The 19,285-nt window shown below is 69.4% G+C and carries 14 protein-coding genes; 9 read left to right on the forward strand and 5 right to left on the reverse strand.

Annotated features, from left to right (window positions below; translation table 11 throughout):
* Positions 1–261 precede the first annotated feature (261 nt).
* Together ACIBH4_RS24745 and mobF are read right to left on the reverse strand one after the other, a co-directional pair.
* The gene (locus tag ACIBH4_RS24745) at positions 262–582 is read right to left on the reverse strand and encodes a hypothetical protein (RefSeq protein ID WP_362517330.1); all 321 of its coding nucleotides are present in this window, start codon (positions 580–582) and stop codon (positions 262–264) included.
* A gap of 391 nt (positions 583–973) precedes the next feature.
* On the reverse strand, positions 974–5,026 hold the full coding sequence (mobF, locus tag ACIBH4_RS24750; protein ID WP_399172895.1) for a MobF family relaxase: 4,053 nt from the start codon (positions 5,024–5,026) through the stop codon (positions 974–976).
* A 467-nt stretch (positions 5,027–5,493) separates the two neighbouring features.
* Between mobF and ACIBH4_RS24755 the strand changes: the two genes are divergently transcribed.
* A complete protein-coding gene (locus tag ACIBH4_RS24755; RefSeq protein ID WP_362517336.1) occupies positions 5,494–6,162 on the forward strand; it encodes a tyrosine-type recombinase/integrase in 669 nt (222 codons plus the stop codon).
* 254 nt (positions 6,163–6,416) lie between these two features.
* Here ACIBH4_RS24755 and ACIBH4_RS24760 read toward each other — a convergent pair whose 3' ends face one another.
* The gene (locus ACIBH4_RS24760; protein WP_362517340.1) at positions 6,417–7,772 is read right to left on the reverse strand and encodes a hypothetical protein; all 1,356 of its coding nucleotides are present in this window, start codon (positions 7,770–7,772) and stop codon (positions 6,417–6,419) included.
* A 143-nt stretch (positions 7,773–7,915) separates the two neighbouring features.
* Between ACIBH4_RS24760 and ACIBH4_RS24765 the strand changes: the two genes are divergently transcribed.
* Complete coding sequence (locus tag ACIBH4_RS24765; protein WP_362517343.1) at positions 7,916–8,161, forward strand: helix-turn-helix transcriptional regulator; 246 nt, start codon at positions 7,916–7,918, stop codon at positions 8,159–8,161.
* A 60-nt stretch (positions 8,162–8,221) separates the two neighbouring features.
* Here the strand turns inward: ACIBH4_RS24765 and ACIBH4_RS24770 are convergent, their stop codons facing one another.
* Positions 8,222–8,947, reverse strand: a complete 726-nt coding sequence (locus ACIBH4_RS24770) for a WbqC family protein (RefSeq protein WP_399172899.1) — start codon at positions 8,945–8,947, stop codon at positions 8,222–8,224.
* Positions 8,948–8,963: 16 nt separating this feature from the next.
* Positions 8,964–10,748 carry an ElyC/SanA/YdcF family protein gene (locus tag ACIBH4_RS24775; RefSeq protein ID WP_362517349.1) on the reverse strand — a complete coding sequence of 595 codons (1,785 nt, stop codon included), beginning with the start codon at positions 10,746–10,748 and terminating at the stop codon, positions 8,964–8,966.
* Positions 10,749–10,905: 157 nt separating this feature from the next.
* On the opposite strand from ACIBH4_RS24775, the gene ACIBH4_RS24780 reads away from it, so the two are divergent.
* The 7 genes from ACIBH4_RS24780 to ACIBH4_RS24810 all read left to right on the forward strand — a co-directional run bounded on the left by ACIBH4_RS24780 (position 10,906) and on the right by ACIBH4_RS24810 (position 18,869).
* Positions 10,906–11,349, forward strand: coding sequence for a recombinase family protein (locus ACIBH4_RS24780; protein ID WP_362517352.1), 444 nt, complete (start codon positions 10,906–10,908; stop codon positions 11,347–11,349).
* A gap of 730 nt (positions 11,350–12,079) precedes the next feature.
* On the forward strand, positions 12,080–12,262 hold the full coding sequence (locus ACIBH4_RS24785) for a hypothetical protein (protein WP_362517357.1): 183 nt from the start codon (positions 12,080–12,082) through the stop codon (positions 12,260–12,262).
* Positions 12,263–12,330: 68 nt separating this feature from the next.
* Positions 12,331–12,504 carry an FxLD family lanthipeptide gene (locus ACIBH4_RS24790; RefSeq protein ID WP_362517360.1) on the forward strand — a complete coding sequence of 58 codons (174 nt, stop codon included), beginning with the start codon at positions 12,331–12,333 and terminating at the stop codon, positions 12,502–12,504.
* A 62-nt stretch (positions 12,505–12,566) separates the two neighbouring features.
* A complete protein-coding gene (locus tag ACIBH4_RS24795) occupies positions 12,567–14,591 on the forward strand; it encodes a lantibiotic dehydratase family protein (RefSeq protein ID WP_362766482.1) in 2,025 nt (674 codons plus the stop codon).
* The gene (locus tag ACIBH4_RS24800; RefSeq protein ID WP_362517366.1) at positions 14,588–15,649 is read left to right on the forward strand and encodes a lanthionine synthetase C family protein; all 1,062 of its coding nucleotides are present in this window, start codon (positions 14,588–14,590) and stop codon (positions 15,647–15,649) included. Before ACIBH4_RS24795 ends, ACIBH4_RS24800 begins: the two co-directional genes overlap by 4 nt.
* 36 nt (positions 15,650–15,685) lie before the next feature.
* Positions 15,686–17,734 carry a methyltransferase, FxLD system gene (gene fxlM / locus ACIBH4_RS24805; RefSeq protein WP_362517369.1) on the forward strand — a complete coding sequence of 683 codons (2,049 nt, stop codon included), beginning with the start codon at positions 15,686–15,688 and terminating at the stop codon, positions 17,732–17,734.
* Positions 17,735–17,750: 16 nt separating this feature from the next.
* Positions 17,751–18,869, forward strand: a complete 1,119-nt coding sequence (locus ACIBH4_RS24810; RefSeq protein ID WP_362517705.1) for a hypothetical protein — start codon at positions 17,751–17,753, stop codon at positions 18,867–18,869.
* Positions 18,870–19,285 lie beyond the last annotated feature (416 nt).

Raw genomic sequence — 19,285 nt, forward strand, 5'->3', positions numbered from 1 at the left:
ATCGGTGAGGTCTCCACGCGCCATGACGATGGCCTACCAGGACGACAAACCACCGCGCAGGCAATCCCGCTGATCTCAACCCCGTACAGGCCCTAACCCCGGCCTGACCTACCGGCCCAGTGCACCCGATTGAGCACGATCAGGCATCCGTCGCGCACTGCGCGAAACACTCGCCGCTCCGTGCGGGTCACCGACTGCACCGCGTCGCAGTTGGGGATAGGCTCCTCCACAACAGGCCTTTACCATGGGGCTCGCGATTTTCTACGCGCTCGCCGACAGATCCCCGGACGTCTGGCACTGGCAAGGTGTCATCACCAGCGTGCGGGTGGTCGCATCCAGGTGCGCCACCGTCTGCGCCCCCAGGCAGTAGCGGCACCCCAGGACGGCGGCGGCCGCGGAGCCGGACCAGATGCGGTGTTCCCAGGCCGGGGGTGGCTCGGTGGGCGGCGGGGGAGGTTCGGCGGGCTCGTGCTCGGCGCCGACCCAGCCACGGCCGTGGCAGAATCGGCACGCGACCCGCAGACGGCCCAGCCGCTGGCCACCGTCGCCCTTGCATTCGGGGCAGGTGATCGGGTCACTCATCGCCGCCCCGTCCCCGCGCACGAGGTACACGTCACCCAGACGCTCTGCTTGGCGCTGCTGCCGTTGCGGTCGATCCATTCGCCGCCCGCGCCCAGGCAGGTGCCGCAGATCGGCGCTTCCTGTTGCTTCTCGGCCTTACCTCGACGCTACGCCGTCCCGAGAATCCCGTCAGGTCCTTCCTGGTCACCTTGCCCGCTTTCCTCCCCGCGCCTTTGCGGCGTAGATTTATTTCCTCGTTTCGGGTCGCGTGGTCGTCGTGGTGGCCCGTAAGGCTGTCGGTGATTGCGGCGGTCAAGGCCAGGAGTTGAGCGCAGCGAAGGTCGTGGCCTTGAGGGCCGCGGAGCCGACGGCCATACTTCGGGCCGCGACGATCACGCCCCTGCCCCCACGCTCACATACGCAGCCCCGGGCCGGGGCCCCTAGCGGTGGGCGGGCGACGGGAGTAGGTCCGCTCGGCGGCCTGGGCGGCCTGGGCGGCCTGGGCGGCCTTGCGTTGTTGCGCTTCGGTGCGCGCACGGGCCTGCTCGTTTCGGGTACGGACCCGCTTGGCTGCGGCCGGATCTTGGCGGGCGCGGTCTTGGCCGCGCCGCACATCCTCGCTGAGCTGGCCGCGGTGGTCGCGCTCGGCGACCAGGGAGGCCAGCAGACGGGTGGCGCGCTCGCGCTGGCCGGCAGGGGAGTCGGCGATGGTGTGGAAGCTGAGCCGGGCGGCCGCGACGCGCTTCCGGTTGGCCAGGCCCGGCATCACCTGCTCCACGCGGTCAGCGATCGTCTTGTTCAGCACCTTGGCGAAGGACGTCGAGCCGGTTAGGAGGCGGTGGCGCGTCTGCAGGTCGGCCGCGCTCGTACACGAGGGGGAGGCCTGGCGGGCGGCGTGCAGCGCGGCCTGCTCGACGCGGGCGGCGGCCTCAGCCCGGCGGGCGGCTCTGGTCATCGCCTGGGAGGCCTCCTGCAGCTTCTCCTGCAGCCGGGTGCGCTGGCTGCTGGGCAGCAGGGCGCGCAGCCCGCTGTTCTTCTCGGCCAGCGCCGCCTGCAGCCGGGCAACGCGCTGCTGGACGCGCTGGTAGGTACCCCGGGCGTCGTGGCGCCGGTCGCCAGCGGTGCGGGCTTGGTCCAGGGCGTGGGCCAGGCGGTCGCGCTCGTCGACCAGCTCGGTCTTCACCTGGACGCGGATGGCGGCGATTTGCTCGGCCTCTTCGCGCTCGTTGCACCGTTGCTGGGCGACCTGCTGGGCCAGGGTCGTCGCTTGGGCGGCGATCGTCTCGATGCGGGCGTGCAGGGCCACATCGCTGAGCAGGCCGTGTGGGCGATCGGGGCGGGTGACCTCGTTCAGCGCCACGCGGGCGGCTACCACCCGGGCGGCCTCGGCCTTGATGGCCGCCAGTTCGCGGGCCTGGGTCACGACCTGGGTGGCCTCGGCTTCGATGGTGGCCAGTTCGCGGGCGCGCACCGCGGCGATCGGCTCAGGCTCAGGGGTGAGGAGATCGTCGGCGCGGTCGCCGTGCAAGGTGGCGGCGTAGGCATCCAGCGCGCGGTGCAGCTCCTCGGCCGCATTACGCGGCTCACCGTGGCGAGCCCGATCAGCATCGGACTCCAAGACGTTACGCGGCAGGTACAGGTGCGCCGACAGACGGTCGCGGCTCATCGCCGCATACAGGGTGTGGGGGTCCAGGCCCATGCCGTAGATGAGGGTATGGTGACTGGTCAGTCCTTGGGCGGCCGCCACCGTCATCGCGGTGCCGTGTGAAAGGCCTCCGGCGGCGATGTAGGCGGGCGTCACCCGCTCGACGACCGGGGCCGGGCCGTCAGCGCCGAGCCGTCGCCACTGCACGCTCACCGACCGGTCGCGGTGAATGGCGGTGACGATGCCGCGGTAGCCGTTGAGGACGTCCGCACGCCGCCCCTTGCTCTTGCGGGAGCGGTAGTCGTTGGCCCGTACCCGCACGTGGTCGCCGACCGCCAGCTCTAAAGTGCGCCCGCCAGGAAGCCGGTACCGGACATCTGGGCCCGCCAGCTCCCCGGCCGCGCGGCGGATCGCGCGCGCGGCGGCGTTGAGGCGTTCGGCTTCGGCGTTGCTGCCGGCCAGCACCAGGACCGCGGCGAGCTCGCCGTGCACGTCGTCGCGGTAGCCAGTGCGCACCGTGGCCCAGTGGGCCAGCAGCGCACCGAGGGTGTCGGTGGCGTCGCGTCCGGCGTGCACGCGCCCGCCGCGACTCCACGTTCGCAGCGCCTCGGTGCGGTCCCCATCGCGCCATTGGGCCAGCGCTTGGCGCTCGATCGGGTCACGCTGGCGCCGGTTCTCACTGAGCACCAGGCCGTCGACCTGGCGGTGGAGGGCGGCGAAGGTGCCGCCGACGCCGATCGCGCGCAGCTGCAGCGGGTCGCCGATCGCCACCACCTTCGTGCCGGTACGGTGCGCCTCGCCCAGGACCACCGCCAGGTCTCGGTCATCAACCATCGCGGCCTCATCGATGACCAGGACGTCGACGCCATCCAGGCCACGGCCGCCGGGGCCCTCGGGGTCGGTGATGCGCTGCATCCAGGTGGCGAAGGTGTACGCGCCGATGCCCGATTCGGCGGTCAGGTTCGCGGCCGCCACCGCGGCGGTCGCGGCGCCGGCCACCACCAGGCCGCGACTTTCCCACCCGGCCCGGGCAGCGGCCATCAGCATGGTCTTGCCCGCACCCGGGACGCCGATGAGCGCATCAACGCCATGGCCGTCACCGAGCAGGCGCTCCAGGACGGCGCGCTGGGAGGGGGAGAAGGTGACGCTGTGGGCGACCTCGAAGGCTTCTCGCGACAACGCAATCGCCGCGGTGTCCAAGACGGCGGCGCCTTCGGTGTAGCGCTGCCGGGTGAGGTGCAGGACCTGCTGCTCAGCTTCGAGGATGTCGGTGGAGGTGTAGCGGGCGGAGTTGACCAGGTGCCGCGCCCCAGCCTCAGCCAGGCGCACGGCGGGCTTGTGGGTCAGCACCGCATCCGTCAGCACCTGCAGGTCAGCCAGATCGGCGACACCGTCGGGGCAGGCATCAGCGACGGCGGCCAGGACATCGGCGTGGCTGACGGTCTTGGTGTGCGCGGTCAGCCCGCTGCCAGGGCGCCAGATCCACTCCGCGATCTGCTGCGCGCCAGGCCGCGGCGGGAGGCCTTCGCCGGGGTGCAGGCAGGAAGTCATGACGGCGGCCGCGTCAACGCCGTCGGCGGCGCACTGGGCGTGCCAGTCGCCGCGCCGGTCCCCGTCCAGCAGCTGGTGTTTGGCCTGGCGGCTGGTGGCGCTGGCCACCTTGCGCGCGTGCGGGTGCGCCTCGTCGTAGGCCAGGCCGTGTTCGGCGAGCAGTTCCTTGATCTGGCCGTCGCGTTTGGAGAAGCGGGTGCGCATCGTCTCGTCGATACCGACGATTTCCCACGCGCCGGTGTGCGCGTCGCGCTCCCAGCGCAGCCCGAGTTCCTCGGTTAACCGGCGCCGAAGGCGGGCCTTGAGGAAGGCGTCGGCGGCGTGGGCGTGGCGGTGCAGGTCCTTGCCGCCAGCTGCGATGGCCGACCATTTGCCGTCGACTCCGCGCACCATGTTGGCGATCTGGACGTGGGCGTGCAGGTGCGGATCGGGGACTTGGCCATCGACGGGGCGGGCGGTCTGGTGCCACATCACCCACCCCAGCAGGCCCCCGGTGGCCGCGCGGCCAGCAAGTCGGCCGTCGCCCTGGTGGCCGCGCTGGCCGTAGGCGACCCACCCCTGCACCGCATCAACGGTCTCGATGACCGACGCGGTGAACTCCTCGTCGACGACGGCGGAGACCGCCGCATCACCCAGGCCGTGCAGCACACTGACGCTCTTGGCGAGGTCCAAGGTGAGGTCATAGCCGCGGTTGCCGACGCGCACCCGGGCCTCGCGCCAGCGCCGCGCCTCAGCCAACTGGTCGGCGTCGTAGACGGCCGCCAGGTCCAGCCCGGCGGCCTTGGCGAGCCGGCGCGCGTCGTCGTAGGGGATCACGTAGGCCTCGCCCTTGCGCCGCACCCCGCGCTGCAGCCGCACCGCACGCTTGGCCATCTCCTCGTTACCGGCCACCAGCGCGGCGACGTCGGCGACGCCGCGCTCAGCCGCGGCCTTCTCCAGCGCGGTCAGCAGCGGGCCGCCGGGCAGCATCGCGCGCGGGTCAACGGCCCGTTTCGCCTCCATCAGCACCTGGCCGGTGTGCGGGTGACGGCCGTCCATGAGAGCGCGGGCCATCTCGTGCTGGTCGGCGGTGAGCGGAGTACCGGGGGTGAGGCCGACCTCGCGCAACCCGTCACCGATCCACATCAACGGGCGATCCCCGGCCAGCCGGTAGGAGATCTGCCCATCCTCCTGACCGCGCACCAGGTGGTGACTCTGACAGCCGGCGCCTTCCTGCAGGCGGTAGTCGACCTGCGCCATGGACGGCCCCAGCGTGCTCACCCACGCCACCAAAACCACCCCCTTCACGTCCGCGCAGCTCAGCGCCGGTTCCTGCGGCCGCAGGCCGTCCGTATCGCCAGATACCTTGGGTCCAAAACTTGAATTGATCTTGTAAGGAATTATGACATATTGTGTTGATATTAGGTAGATCGTAACTAGAGCTGGTGATAGCAGCGTTGAAGTAGTGGTTTCTAAAAGATCTTGCTTGAAGGTTGTTGCGCGTGGATTTGATGTCAGTAACTGGCTGCCGATCACCTTGGGCGGCCGGGGTGCTCGCTATCGGCTCAGGTGGTCGTGGAGCATCCGGTCGAAGGTGTCGCGCAGGTCGAGGTCGCGGGTGACCTCCAGCAGGGCGCGGGCCAGCCGCCGTCACCGCTTGGCGCCGCCACCTACTCGCCGCGGGCGCGTCGCCGGCGACGGTGAACCAGGCGCTGGCCGCAGTGACGCTGCTGTACAAACACGGACCCGCACTACGCTTGGCGGTCAAACGCGCCCGCGTGCCCAAACCCGGCGCCCTGGACGCGTTGTCACGTGCGCAGGAGAACCCGACCCGCCGCACCGCCGACCGCCGCAGCCCCCGCGACGCCGCCCTCATCGCCCTGCTGCTCGGCGCGGGCGCCCGTGCCGAGGAATGCCAACGCCTTCACGTCGGCGACGCGCCGATCACCGCGCGCAGTAGCACCGCCCGCCTGCACGGCAAGGGAGATGAGGTGCGCACCGTCCCGCTGCCGATTCCGGCCCGCGAACGCTTGACCGCCTGGCTGCAGGTGCGCGCCGAACTGCTGGCCGCCCGGCCCGCCCTGGCCAACGCGGTCGGCGAAGGACTGTGGGCCGTCCAGCGCGGACGGCTGACGGTCAACGGCGTCACCGACGTGGTCCGCGCGGTCGGCAAGGACGCCTTCCCCGAGGTTCCCCCTGCCCGCCTTACCGCGCCGATGCGAGCGAATCCGGAAAACCCTCCGAAGCGGCCTCATGAAGGCACCGCCCCGGGCGAGCAGCGCCCAGGGCCCGCGGTAAGGAGAACCGCTCATGATCGACCGCCCGTTACTGCGCCGCCTGGCCCGCGCCGCGCTGGCCGCCGCGGTACGCAGCGCGGCCGCGGCCGCCGCCTCGGCCCCCATCACCCTGGCCATCTGGTCTGCTGATTCACGTCCGAATCGACGCCTACGCGCAAGTGCTGGCCGCGCGCTGCGACCTCGATGCTGAACCCGCTCTCGACCTCGCCGAACTCCTGTCATAGGAGCCTGAGGTCACGCGGCGCAGAAAGGGTCGAAATAGCGCTCGTGACCCCCAGTTGTAGGTAGCGGTTGCAAGCTGACTGATCCACAAAATTATGGAGGTTTCCAGGGATTATTGGCGGGAGTCCCCAAAGGTCCTTGGCGACTGCGTCGGTACGCCTCTATATATCGATGCGGGCCAGCTCCAAGACCTCTCCTGGTGAGATCTCACGATCCCACGGGGTGGCCACCTCGGTCAGGAAGCGCACCGCACCCATCAATGGGTACGGAGCTTCGGGGCGCCCCGCCGCGTGCAGGACCCGCCAGGGGGAACGTACCGTTGTCCCGATCATCAGTTGAGGTTCGTCGCACGAGCCGGTGTCGGTGCTTTGGGTCAGGATGCCCACGTGCTGCCAGAACGCCAGCAGGTCCGCCATGGTCTCCACCTCCGGGTAGCCGCAGGCCTGAACCAGTGCGGAGAATCCGTTGTCCCAGTGGGCCCAGCTGTGCTCATCGCCGATCATCTGCAGCCGCAACGTGTAGATTCCGGGGTATTCGTCCAGTTCGGGCATCTCACCGGCAGCCGGTATGCAGTCCAGGGGCGGCTGGATACCGTCCCAGACGCAAGAGGTCAGCCACTGCTCGCCGTCGTCCCAGCGTGCAGGGGTCTGGGCCACGGCGTGTGCGGCGATCTCCTGCGCCGAGGCGCACGGGGTGTCGAGGAAGGCCCTGATGATCTCACCGGCGCGGGGGCAGATCGTCAGCCAGCCGGTCTCGTACACGCCGATGACCGCGTGCGGCGTATCCGCCGGCTGCGGGACGTCGGGGTGGGTGAGGGTGATCTGGTGCGGTCGCGAGGGCAGGGTGGGCAGTTCCACCCGGTGGGGGCGGCGGCCGTAGCGGTCGAGCCAGTCATGGGCCAAGGTCACTCGCTGGCACTCGATGGCGTCTTCTTCGGCCTGGCGGACCTTGTCGCGGGCGGCGCGCAACTGCTCGCGGCGCTGCTGTTCGGCGGTGGTCAGATGCACGTGGCAGTGCTCGGCGCCGATGCCGGTGAAGATGCGCTTGGCGCAGCGCGCGCCTTTGAGGTTGACGCCGGAGCACTGGGCGTGCGGGAAGAGGTCGGGGCGGGAGGCTTCGCTCAGCGCCTGCAGGTGTTCGGCGGGGATGTCGGGCTTGATGGGGGCATACATCTCCGGGATGACCGCCTGCGGGTCGCTGCCGGCTTCGCGGGCTTGGGCGAACACCGAGCGCGGGCGCGGTACCCCGCTGCTCCAGGAGGGGGCCAAAGGGAGGCGGGATTCGACGATGACGCCGGCGTGCGCGGCATTGATCAACGCTTGGGTCGCCTCGTGCTGGATGGATAGCTCTTCGGTGAGGTTGAGGCGTGCGCCGTGGATGAGGGACAGGATGGAGTTGATCTCCCACGACAGCTGGGCGGCTTGGACGAGCAGCCAGGCGGGTGAGTGGCCGCCGTGGTGGTTGCGGCGCGGTACGGCGACTGTGCGTGCGGAGCGACGCGACTCCGTTGTGATCATGGTTGCCTCTTCAGGTTTGCCGAGGTGAGCAAAGGGGTCGCCGTCAGCTTCCCGGCTGCGCGGGGGCGGGCACTGATCACCCTCCGTGATGTGTACCAAACTTGGTACAGACCTTTGAGGATCATGCACGCCACCGTGAGTAAGTGCCCGCCCCAATCCCGCCACGCCTCGCTGAGCTGCGCAGACAGTTCGGCCTGCGACTGCGTGACGTGCGGGAAGGTCAAGGACTCAGCCAGGAACGACTCGGAGAACTCGCCGAGGTCGACCGCAAAACCATCAACCGTATCGAGAACGGGATGTACAGCCCTCGGCTGGACAACGTCTTCCAGATCGCTGACGCTCTTGAGGTTTCGGTCGGCGAGTTGTTCGACCTCCGACCACGTGCGTGATCGCCCAGCGGGGCGATGGCGATCGAGGGAGTGCGAACCGATCTCCAAAGCCCGGCAGGGCTAGGCACCAGATCGGAGATCGTCCTCAAGAACTCGTCCGCGCAGGGCCTCCAGTTCCCGCCCTAGAGCGCCCGACCCGACAAGCATCAGGGCGTGTACCGCGCTCACCTCCCGGGCGGATGCCCATATGCCCGATCCGCAGGCCTGGAACGGGAGGACCTCGATCGAGTGGACCCGGAAAGCGGCCGGGTCCAGGTATCGCATGCCCCCGGTCCCGCACAGGTAGGTTGTGGCGCCTGTCAGCCAGGCCAGGTCGGCCAGGCGCTGCGAACGTTCACCGGGTGCGAGCAGATCGCTGCTGTGCAGGATCTGCCCCCGCCACCCGACCTCCTCCAGCAACAGGCGCGTGGACAGCTCCGTCACGTCCGCCAGTCGATCCGTGCTCTCAAACGCGGCGAGTACGAGTTCGAGCCCCCTCTTGAACGACGGCCAGTAGGCACTGTGCCGGTAGTGGTCGGCGAGGAGCTGGGCGACACGGCGCCGGCAGCGGGAGGGATCGGCCAGGCGCGCTCCGCGGATGGAGGTGGAGCGGCCGTGCGGCAGATGGGTGGAAATGGAGAGCCACTGCGGCTGCCGCGAGCCGTCGAGCGAGGCGAGGCGCGCGCGGTGCTGGTAGTCCCTGCGTGCGAACTGCACGTCGTCCAGGACGATCCAGTAGTCGGCGGTGAACAGCTTGGCCAGCGTCACCAGCCGGGGGAAGAGGTTGGGCTGGTGGATGGCGCACACCTCGCCGTATGGCAGGTCAGGGCGTAAGGAGCCTGCTGTCGAATCCGGCGCGGAGAAGAGCCTGGTAGGCGTCATGGACCTCTCCTGGGACGGGCTGCTTGATGGCGTAGCCAAGCTTGGGGTACTCGATCACGCGCTGGAGGTCGCCGACGAGCATGTCGATGACCAACTTCGGATCACCGATCGAGCTGACGTAGTCATCCAGCTCAAGCGGCTCGGAGGCGCACACCACCTCGACCTCGGGCCATACCTTTCGTGCCGTGGCGTAGGCCCGGCGCTCCATGTACGGCTTGGAGATCAGGAGCACCGAACCGGGCTGAATACCCGCATCGGCCAGCACCTGGCGGGACAGTGCGATGTTCTGGCCGGTGTTGGTGGCGTTCGGCTCCAGCAGAATCGCCTCGTCGGACATGCCGAGGTCGAGCGCGTGCTCGCGGTAGTGGACGGCCTCGCCTCGGGGGAAGCGGGCCGCGGTGGTGGGGCTGGTGGCACCGGAGAAGACGAGCAGCGGGAACCAACCAGCGCGGTGCAAGTCGACCGCTGCGCGTGCCACCCCCAGATCGTGGCTACCCAGGCCGATAGCCACGTCACACCGGCTCAGGTCGTGGTGCATCTGGTGGTAGTCCCAGATGGTGTAGGCGTGCTGCCACTGCTCGTCGGTGATGACCTGCTGCTTGACACTCACTCGATTGCTCCCTGGTCGCCGTGGCAGAGGAAGGCGGATCTCCCCCTGGATGGTCCGCTGAATGCCCTCGATGCTGCGCAGTTGGTGCGCGAGCCCGTGCTGCGCGGCCTCGCGCGCGGCACGGTCGAGGATCACCACCCCATCATCCACGGTGGCCCGATCCGAAAGCAGGACGTGCCCGTAAGCCGTCTCCAGCCGGACCCGCTGCATGGGCGCATCGGTGACTGCGGTAGCACGAGCGAGGTCGATCAGGCGTAGCGCCTCCGAGAGGTTCCCTGCGCCACGGTGGGCCAGAGCGAGTTTCTGGTGCGCGACGGACCAGTCCTCGGGTTCACCGAGATTCTCGAACTCGCGGATGGCGGTCGTCATCAGGCGGGCGGCGTAGTCGTTCTTGTCGTTCTTGCTCAGGGCGGTCCCCACCCACAGCCGGGCTCGCGCCCTGTCGCGTGGCGAGAGCCGGTCGTCCACCGCCAGCGCCTCATATTCCTTGGCGGCCTCGTCCAACCGGCCCCCCATCTCGGCGACCACCGCCAACGAAAGGTCAAGCTGCGCGATACGACGGGGGATGTCGAGCTGTCCGTAGATTGATCGGGCGTTGAGGTAGGAGCGGCGAGCGGACAATGGGCCGGCGACTGCTCCTTGGTCGCGCTGGAGGTCGCCGAACAGTGTCGTCGATCGTGCGAACAGGTAAAGACCCTTGTCGTCCAACGCGTGCGGGTCGTAGCGGGTGAGCCATCGGTTCAGCAGGTCGGTGGCGTAGCTGAAGCTCTGGCGGCTGAGCGCGACCACAGCCCGGTCAAGGTCGTCCGTCCAGGTCTCGTAGTCCCAGGCTCGTGGTCCCATCCGGGTGACTCTCAGCCCTTGGTCCACGTCCTGGCCGAGTTCCAAGAGCAGCGTCTCGAACCGCAGGTGAGTGGCCGAATTCGCGCGAGCGAGCGCGGTGTCCAGGATGGCTTGGGTATCCGGACGTGGCCGAGTAGCGGTACCGAGCTGGTCCCACTTCGCCACGGTGCGGGGAGCCACGCCGAGGTGCTGCGCGAACACCCGCACGCTCATCCGCAAGGCTCGGCGAAGTGCACGCGCTTCGAGGCCGGTCCACTCATGCACGGTCGTCACGTCGCTGCTCCCTTCCACGGCCATGGAAGCACGTAGAAGTACCGAGGGCTTACGGAAGTGCAACGCAAGTGCGACAGCGGGTCGTATCCAGCGGGGTCGGGGCTGGCCATGCTCGAAGAGCGGGCCATCAGCCCCGACCACGGTAAGGACGGCTACCTTGTGGACACTCACCGAACAACACGATGTGGACGGCCCGATCGTCTACGGGTACCTGCGGCTGCATCGTTCGACGCCCGAGCGGCACGCCGCCCTGACGGTAGCCCTCGCCCAATACTGCGAGCAGCACGAACTACAGCTCTGCGGCATCTTCACCGATCGAGGGGCCGCATCGTCGGACGACCCGGCCTTCGCCGGCCTGCTGGACGTCCTTCTCATGTCCGGCGCCTACGGGGTGGTTCTGCCTACTACGCACCACCTGGGCGAGAAGCTCATCGCGACTCGGCGGCGGGAACAGCTGAACGCGATTGGGGCGCGGCTGCTGGTCGTGCGGGGAGCCCTCCGTACCACTGGCTCTTCCGCCGGCCGACCAGTCGTGACTCTGGCCCGCGCCGTTCCCCATGGCCAGCTCGAACCAACTCGCCAAGGACCCCATGATGATTGACACCTTCGTGGTACCACCGCCTAGCAGCGAATTCAACCCGAACGTGCCAGCGGTAGAGCGCACGTACGCCCCGCTCGCAGGCTCCGACAAGGACGGCTTCGAGGCCGACCGTGCAGCCGCCGGCAGGCTGAAGGGGGCGATTCCTGGGGTAACCGAGGTCGTCCAGGAGAACGCAGCGGCTGTCGCCTCCCCGTACACCTTCGTGAAGTGCTCGATGCAGCCCCGGTATGACCCCGGCGCCGTCGAGGTCGCCAAACTGATACAGGCGCGGGCGCCCCGTTGGGTTGTCCTGTGGCGCCCGTACTGGCGGGTCCTGCAGGCATGGGAGTGCTCCGACCCGCGGCTATGTCGCACCGTCATGGGGCGCAGCGCCGCCGAGCTGTGGCAGCGCATGCAGGAAGCTGAACTTGATCTCTGGCGGGCCTCCCCGCGCGCCATGACCGCGGACCGGCCGCCCACCACACCCGTCCCGGGTGGCCGTGAGGATCTGCCAGAGGCGGCCCCGAGACGATCACCGGACCCGGCAGCACCCCGCCGGCCCGGAAGACCTCGGGGCCCCAGACCACGCCAGGAGGGAGCGCATCGTGTTCACGTACAGTGACGCGTTCCTGGTGGTCGCCGCCGGGTGGCCGTGTTGCTTCTCCTCGTCTTGGCGTGGACAGCCGAGCAGGCTCACAACGTACGGCCGTCCACGTACTCCGGCGCGGGCCCGTGCCCCTACCCAGCACCCATGCTGCCCCGCGCCGCCTACGACGCCGACGGGCGCGGGCACGAGCAAGCCAGCCGAGGCCGGGCCTACCGCGACGTCATCCAGATGTACGCCGCCCTGGTGCGCAAGCACCACCTTGACCACACCAGCCGCGACGAATGGTACGAGGCCGACCCGTACGTGAACCAGGCGGAAGCGGGCTGACTATGCCCCTGCCCGGCTGGCGTGGACACCCCACGTCAGGAACCCGAAACAGGACAAGGAGTAGAGACATGAGCACTCTGACCCCGGAGGAGACGGTCACGGTCGACACGGGAGAGACGTTCGACCCGTTCGCCCTCAACATCGAATTCATCGAGAACACCCCGGCGGCCGACACGGTGCTGATGTGCACCACCGGCGACAACTGCGGAACCTCCTGCCCGAGCGCCTGCACGACCTCGTAGTCCGCGAGGCGCGGGCCCGTACGGACCCGCGCCCCCCTTTTCCCCAGAACGGAGCGTGAGTGATGACGCGGTCGCGGCGGACCCTGTACCGGTGCACGGGCGCCGGGATGCTGCGCGCGGCGGTGAACCTTTCCGCCCCCGCCTTGCCGCAGTGGCCGGGGCCCGCCGCGTCCCCCGAGCAGTGGCGTTCCTGGCTCGGCCCAATCTGGGCCGATGACACGTTCCGGCGCGCGGTCTCCAGTGCCAGCCTGGACCTGGCCCGCCAGGTGGAGGCAGTCCTGGACGGGCGGTTGTTGAACGCTCGCCGGGCGCGTCGCGCCGCGCTCGCGGTCGCCCGGTACGCCATCAGGTATGAGCACCGGTCCACGCCGTTCGGCCTGTTCGCCGGCGTCTGCCTGGTCGACTTCGGCGAGACATCCGCCGTGCTTGTCGGGGATGAACACGAGATCGTTACCCGAGCCGACCCCCGGGCGCTGGACAAGGTGATCAGCGCCCAGGAGGCCGACTGCGCGTCGATGGCGGCCGTCGAGGTGTGCGTCAACAACCTGGCGCACGTGCGCGGCGGCCGCGTCTTCGTGCCGTCCGAGGGCTCGTCGGAGTTCTCCCTCGCACTGACGCCTGCGCTGACGCTCGTTCTCCAGGCGGCCACGTCACCCATCCGGTATGCGGCGCTCACGGGAAAACTCGCCGCAGAGTTCCCGCAGGTGGAGGAACACCGCCAGGCGGCGTTCCTCGCGGAGCTGCTGCGGCTTCGGCTGCTGCTGTCGGCGCTGCGTGCCCCCGCCACGATCGTTGACCCGGCAGCCGTCCTGCCTGCCGTCGCCTTGGACGCCCGCGATCGGGAGGCGTGCGTGGACCTACGGCTGGACGCCAGGGTTCGACTACCAGAGACAGTCGCGGTCGAGATGGAAACCGTGGCAACCGTGCTGGCCAGGCTCGCGGCCAATCCAACCGGCACCCGGGCGTGGCGGCGCTACACCGAGCAGTTCGCCGCCCGATGGGGCGAAGACGCCGAGGTCGGCGTGGAGCAGCTCGTTGACCCGGACAACGGGTTGGGCCTGCCTGACGGGTTCGGCTCGGTGTCCGAGCCGCCACGACCGATGTCGCGGCGCGACCGGCTGCTGTTGGATCTCGCAGGGGCCGCCGCCGTCGAACGCCACCGGACGGTGATCCTGTCCGAGCCGCTCATCGAGGAGTTGGAGGCGGCCGCAGGCGAACCTACCGCCCTGGCCCCGCACTTCGAGGTGTGCGCACAGGTCCAAGCCCGTTCGCTTCCGGCGCTCGACCGAGGCGACTTCCGCGTCCGCGTTCACACCGTCTCCAGGGCGGCAGGCACGATGACGGGACGATTCGGGCACCTGTTCCCGCAGGCCGCCGGGCAAGTGGCCCTTCCCACAGTTGACCCTGTGGCGGAACTGGCTCAGTTGTCGTTCCATCCCTCCCGCGTCGAGGCCGACCTGCTCACGCGCACCCCGCAAGTCTTGCCGAAGCTGGTCAGCGTCGGAGAGCACCGGGGCAGCGGCGCCACGGTGTTCGTCCCCTCTGATCTGGTCGTAGGTCTGCGCGGCAGCCACCTCTACCTCGCGGTGGCCGCCACCGGGGAGCGCCTGGAGCTGCTCGCGCCGACCGCGCTCAACTTCATGTGGAACAACTTCACCCCGCCGCTGGCCCGGTTCCTGGCCGAGATCAGCCGTGCCGCGGCTCCGCAGGTGACCTGGTTCGACTGGGGTGCGGCATGGACGCTGCCGTTCACGCCGGGGCTGCACTGTCGGCGCAGCATCCTCGTTGCCGCCCGCTGGCAGCTTCGGGCCCGCGTCCTGCCCGGCCGTGCGGCATCCCTGGAGGAGTGGGCCGCGCGGCTGCACGCCTGGCGCGGCCGGGCGGGTGTGCCGGAGCGTGTGCTCCTGGCCATGGACGACCAGCGCCTGCTGCTGGACCTCACCAGGGAGATGGACCTGGACGTGCTCCGTACGCACCTGCGCGGCTCCCCCATCGCAGTGCTCTACGAGGCGCCGCCGCCGGACGTGGATGGATGGATCGGCGGGCGGGCCCACAGCATCGTCGTCGCGGTCAAGGCGGGCCGATGAGCCCGCCCACGACGCAGGCCCTGGCCGAGGGCGCGCTGGGGATAGCGTTGCTGCACATCGAGCGCGGCAACCTTGCCGCAGCCCGGCCCCTGCTGGCCGAGGCGGTCGCCGGCGGCGTCAGCACCGGCTCCAACGCTTCTCTGTTCCACGGCGCCCCGGCCCTGGAGTTCGTGCTTGGCCGTGCCGGGCGCGTCGACCAGACCGTTCAGGCGGCCGTCGACCGGGTCGTGGCCGCCCGGCTCGCCGCGGCCCGCTGCCGACGAAAGGCGACCCGGCTCCCGACACTGGCAGAGTTCGATCTCATCCGGGGGCTCACCGGGCTGGGGGTGGTGCTGCTTGCCCGAGCAGGCTCGCCGCCGCCGCTGCTGCAGGAGGTGCTGGCCTACCTGGTGACGCTGGCAGTCCCGGCCGAAGCCGATGCCCAGGTCCTGCCCGGGTGGTGGTCGCCAGACAGCCCCACGCATGAGGAGATCACCGGTGGCCACGCGAACAACGGGGTAGCCCACGGCATCGCCGGCCCGTTGGCGCTGCTATCTCTCGCCGCCCGCCGCGGCCTCCTGGTGGAAGGCCAGATAGGCGCCATCAAGACGTTCACGGCCTGGCTGGAGAAGTTCGGCTCCTTCTACTGGATCACCCTGGACCCGCTCGCCGCTGAGGCGTTGCAGGCGCCGCCCCTGCGCCCCTCCTGGTGCTACGGGGACCTTGGTATCGCCCGCACGCTGCAACTGGCAGCCTGCGCGCTCGGCGACGACGCCCGCAGGCAGAAGGCCGAGGAACTCGCCATCGCCGCCCTCACCGACCCGGCCCGCCTGAGCCGGGTCACCGATGCGTCCCTCTGCCACGGCTGGGCCGGGCTGCTGACCGTCACGATCGCCCTCGCCGCCGACAGCCGTACCTCCGACCGGTTCGCCGAGCCCATCCGGCAGACCCGCCAGAGGTTAGAAGCGGGGATCCCCGCACTGTCCAAACCCGGGTTCATGGAAGGCCGAGCCGGGGCGGTCATGGCGCTGAAGGGCTCCAACGTGACTGGCTGGACCCGCGCCCTGTTGATCAACTGATCCGCCGCCACAACCGAGCAGGAGCGAACCGAGGACATGGACTGGAACGACGAGAACCTACCGCTGCCCGACGAACCAAAGTGGTGGCACGCCACCATCCGCTTTCCCGGCGACGCCGGAGCGACCCCGAAGGCTGCGACCGCACTCGCGGCCGCGCTGTCCGGCTGGCGTTTCCACTTCCTGCGCAAGGAAGGCAATCTCCGGCTGCGCACCGAGAGGCCCGCTGCCGACCTGCTCGATCAGCTCGTCGCCGACGAAGTCGCGGCCGGTTGGGTTGGCGGCATCTACGAACCGGAGATCGAAACCTTCGGCGGCGAGCAGGGTATGGCCATCGCCCACGAGGTGTGGTGCGCCGACAGCCCCGCGGCCTTGGCCGAGACCGGCAGCCCGTACGCCCGCGAGCGGTGCATCCTGCTGCTCTCCACCATGAACCGCGCGGCGGGCCTCGACCCGTTCGAGATCAGCGACGTGTGGGCGACATTCGGCAACCTCCGCCCGGCAATCGACCCACCGCAGGCGGCCTACCAGGCGTCTGCGATCACTGCCATGCGACGCCTCGTGCACGCCGACGCCGCCAAGCGGGACACCACCGAACCCGGCTGGCTTGACCGCGTCGCCGCGTTCGAGGACGCCGGCCGCCGCCTGGCCCGGCTCGCGACCAGTGGGCAACTCCGGCGGGGGCTGCGCGCGGTCCTCGCCCACCATGCGATCTTCGCTTTCAACCGCGCGGCCACACCCGTGGCCGAGCAGGCTGCCGCGGCCTGGCTGGGCTGGAACGTCGCCTTCGGAGACGGCGACCCAGCCACCGTGTCCAGCAGTCAGTCCGCACCCGTAACCCTTGTTTTCAAGAGGATGGAGAGCACCATCACTACGACCGACCTCGCCGAGCTGCGCAACACTATGGTGGACAAGCTCACCGGCTCCGGCCACCTGCGCACTCCCGCGATCATCGACGCCTTCCGGGACGTCGAGCGCCACCGGTTCATCCCCGACGTCGAGGCCGTCGCCGCCTACGTCGATGACGCCGTGTCGGTGAAGAACGACCGAGACGGCGAGATGATCTCCTGCATCTCCGCGCCGTCGATCGTCGCCACCCAACTGGAGCAACTGGGCGCAGAGCCCGGCCACAAGGTCCTGGAGGCCGGGGCGGCCACCGGCTACAACGCCGCCCTCCTCGGGCGGCTCGTCGCCCCCGGGGGCCGCGTGTGGACGGTGGACGTCGACACTGACCTCGTCAACACCGCCGCGAAGCATCTGGCCGCTGCCGGCGCATCGAACGTGACCGCGCTGCTGGCCGATGGCGCGACCGGTCTGCCCGAGCATGCCCCGTTCGATCGGATCCAGTTCACCGTGGGCGCCGGTGACATCCCCCTCCCTGTCCTGAATCAACTGGCCCCGAACGGCCGTCTCGTCATCCCGATGCGGATCCGCGGCAGTATCTCCCGCTCCTTCGCCTTCGAGCGCGACGGAGACGGCGAGACCTGGAAGACCGTCTCCTGCGAGATGGCCACGTTCGTCCCGCTGCGCAAAGGCGTGTGTGATGACGTCCGTACGGTGGTCCCCATGGCCGGGGAGGGCAATGTCCGGCTGGAAACCTACAGCGAGCAGCTCGTGGACCGGGAGGCGATGCGGACCGTCCTGGACGAGTCCTCCCACCAGGTCTACACGGGCGTGAAGTTCCGGCAGGGTTCAGCCTGGGAGTGGGTCTATCTGTGGTTGGCGTGCGTCCTGCCCAACGGCCTGTCTCGGGTACCTGGCCGGCGGCCCGGGTTCACCCCGCATTTCGGGTGGGGTTCGATGGCGGCGCTCGACGGCGACAGCCTGGCCTATCTGACCGTCCGCGAGGGTGAAGACACCGTGGGCCGGTTCTGGGAGATCGGCGCCATCGGTCACGGCCCGCGCGCCGCCTCCCTCGCCGAGCAGGTCGCCGCCGCGATCCAGGAATGGGACCGCGACTACGGCAACGACGCCCCGGCCCCCGGCTTCCGCATGGCCACGGCCGCCAACCGCGACCTGCTGAAGGCCGCTGACTCACGCTTCGTCATCGACAAGACCAACAGCCGACTCGTCATCGACTGGCCGTAGGAAGGGGAACAGCGTGATGAACCCTGCGATCGCCGCCCGTATCCCGCTGGTCTGCCGCCCCAAACCCCCCGGGCTTCCACTGGACAAGCGCATTGCAGAACTCACCGCGCTGACCGCCGAAACACCCGGCGCGGACCACTCCAAGCGGGTGGCCCGCGCCTGCGGTGTCCTCAACTTCTCCGCTCTCATCGCCTCCGACAGCGGCATGCCCGACCTGGCAGCCGAACTGTGCTGGCGGCAGCACAAGGTCTTCACCGAAGCCGAGAGCCTGGACCAGGACATCGCCGTGATGTCGCTGATGCCGCTGGTGAACATCGCCCGACTCCTGATCCGCGAAGGTGAAGGTAGCGCTGCCTTCGCGGTGCTGCAGCAGTTGTACCGGGCCGCCGAGCAGCGCGGCGCCACCGTCATCCGCGATCACGCCGTCGACCTGTCGCCGTTGATCCGGACCGTCGCAGACCACCGCACGATCTGTACGGAGCTGTGGGTCGCCCTGCTGATCGACGGCGCCAGAGCTCTTGCGAGCGTCGGCCGTTGGACCGAGGCGGCCGAATCCATGGCCGCGCACCGCGGCGTCGGCCAGCGGCTTCTCGACGGCCGCCAGCTCACGATCATGTCACTGATGGAACAGGGCCTCCCGCAGCAGGCCGCCGCCATGATCGACTCCAGCGTTCCCACAGAGCCCTGGGAGAACGCCGTCGCCGCCATCCTGCGCGTCTACTGCCGTCCTCCGACCACGCCGACACCACAGAACGAACTGGACCATGCGGGGCGGGAAACTCTCGCGCTGATCACCGACCCCGACCCGATGACCGCAGCGTTCCGGACCCGGCTCGCCCTGACCGTGCTCGACCTGACCGCCGACCGACCCACGGCATATGACTCCGACCTGCGGTCCACTGTCGTCGGCGTGGCCTGCTCGGACGCCTACGCTGCCCGAGAGGTCATGGGGCACCACGGGATGCGCTCCCGCATGACCCCGCAGCAGGAACAGGAAGTCGCCGACGTGCTCACCGCCTCGGGATTCGGCGCCGGACACCTCCCAGCAACCCACCTGGATGCCCTCACTGCCGCAGTCCGTCACGGCGAAGACAACCTGCGCGCCCTGCTTGCCGAGCTACACGAAGCGGCCTGATCCGACCCATGATCGCTACTCCGGCCGTGGTTGCGAACCCCGCACTCCAATCACGGCAACCGCCCGGCGCAGACTCGAACCGGGTTTCGGTCATACAGCCGCCGAACCTCTCCCGCCGTGCTACTCCTGCCCCAGGCACAGCGAAAATCGCCTGCTGAAGATCCCGAACTGGCGGCTGCTGGGGTTCCCCGGCATAGGCGTATGCCACGCTGTTAGACCCGATTCTGTCGAGTTGAGTCCGGGAGTCGCCACCTTGCGCGCTCATTCCGGGCATGAGACGTCCATCCGTGGGGCATCGACCCTGCTCAGGGGATAAGCGAACAGTTCAAGTCCCCCTGCATGCTCCACGCCAAGAAGGTCGACAAGCTCGCCGACGCGACGCAAATCCTGAAACCACTTGCCTGCGGTGACATTGC

The sequence above is a fragment of the Streptosporangium sp. NPDC050284 genome (genome assembly GCF_044459525.1).
Classification (GTDB): Bacteria; Actinomycetota; Actinomycetes; order Streptosporangiales; family Streptosporangiaceae; genus Streptosporangium.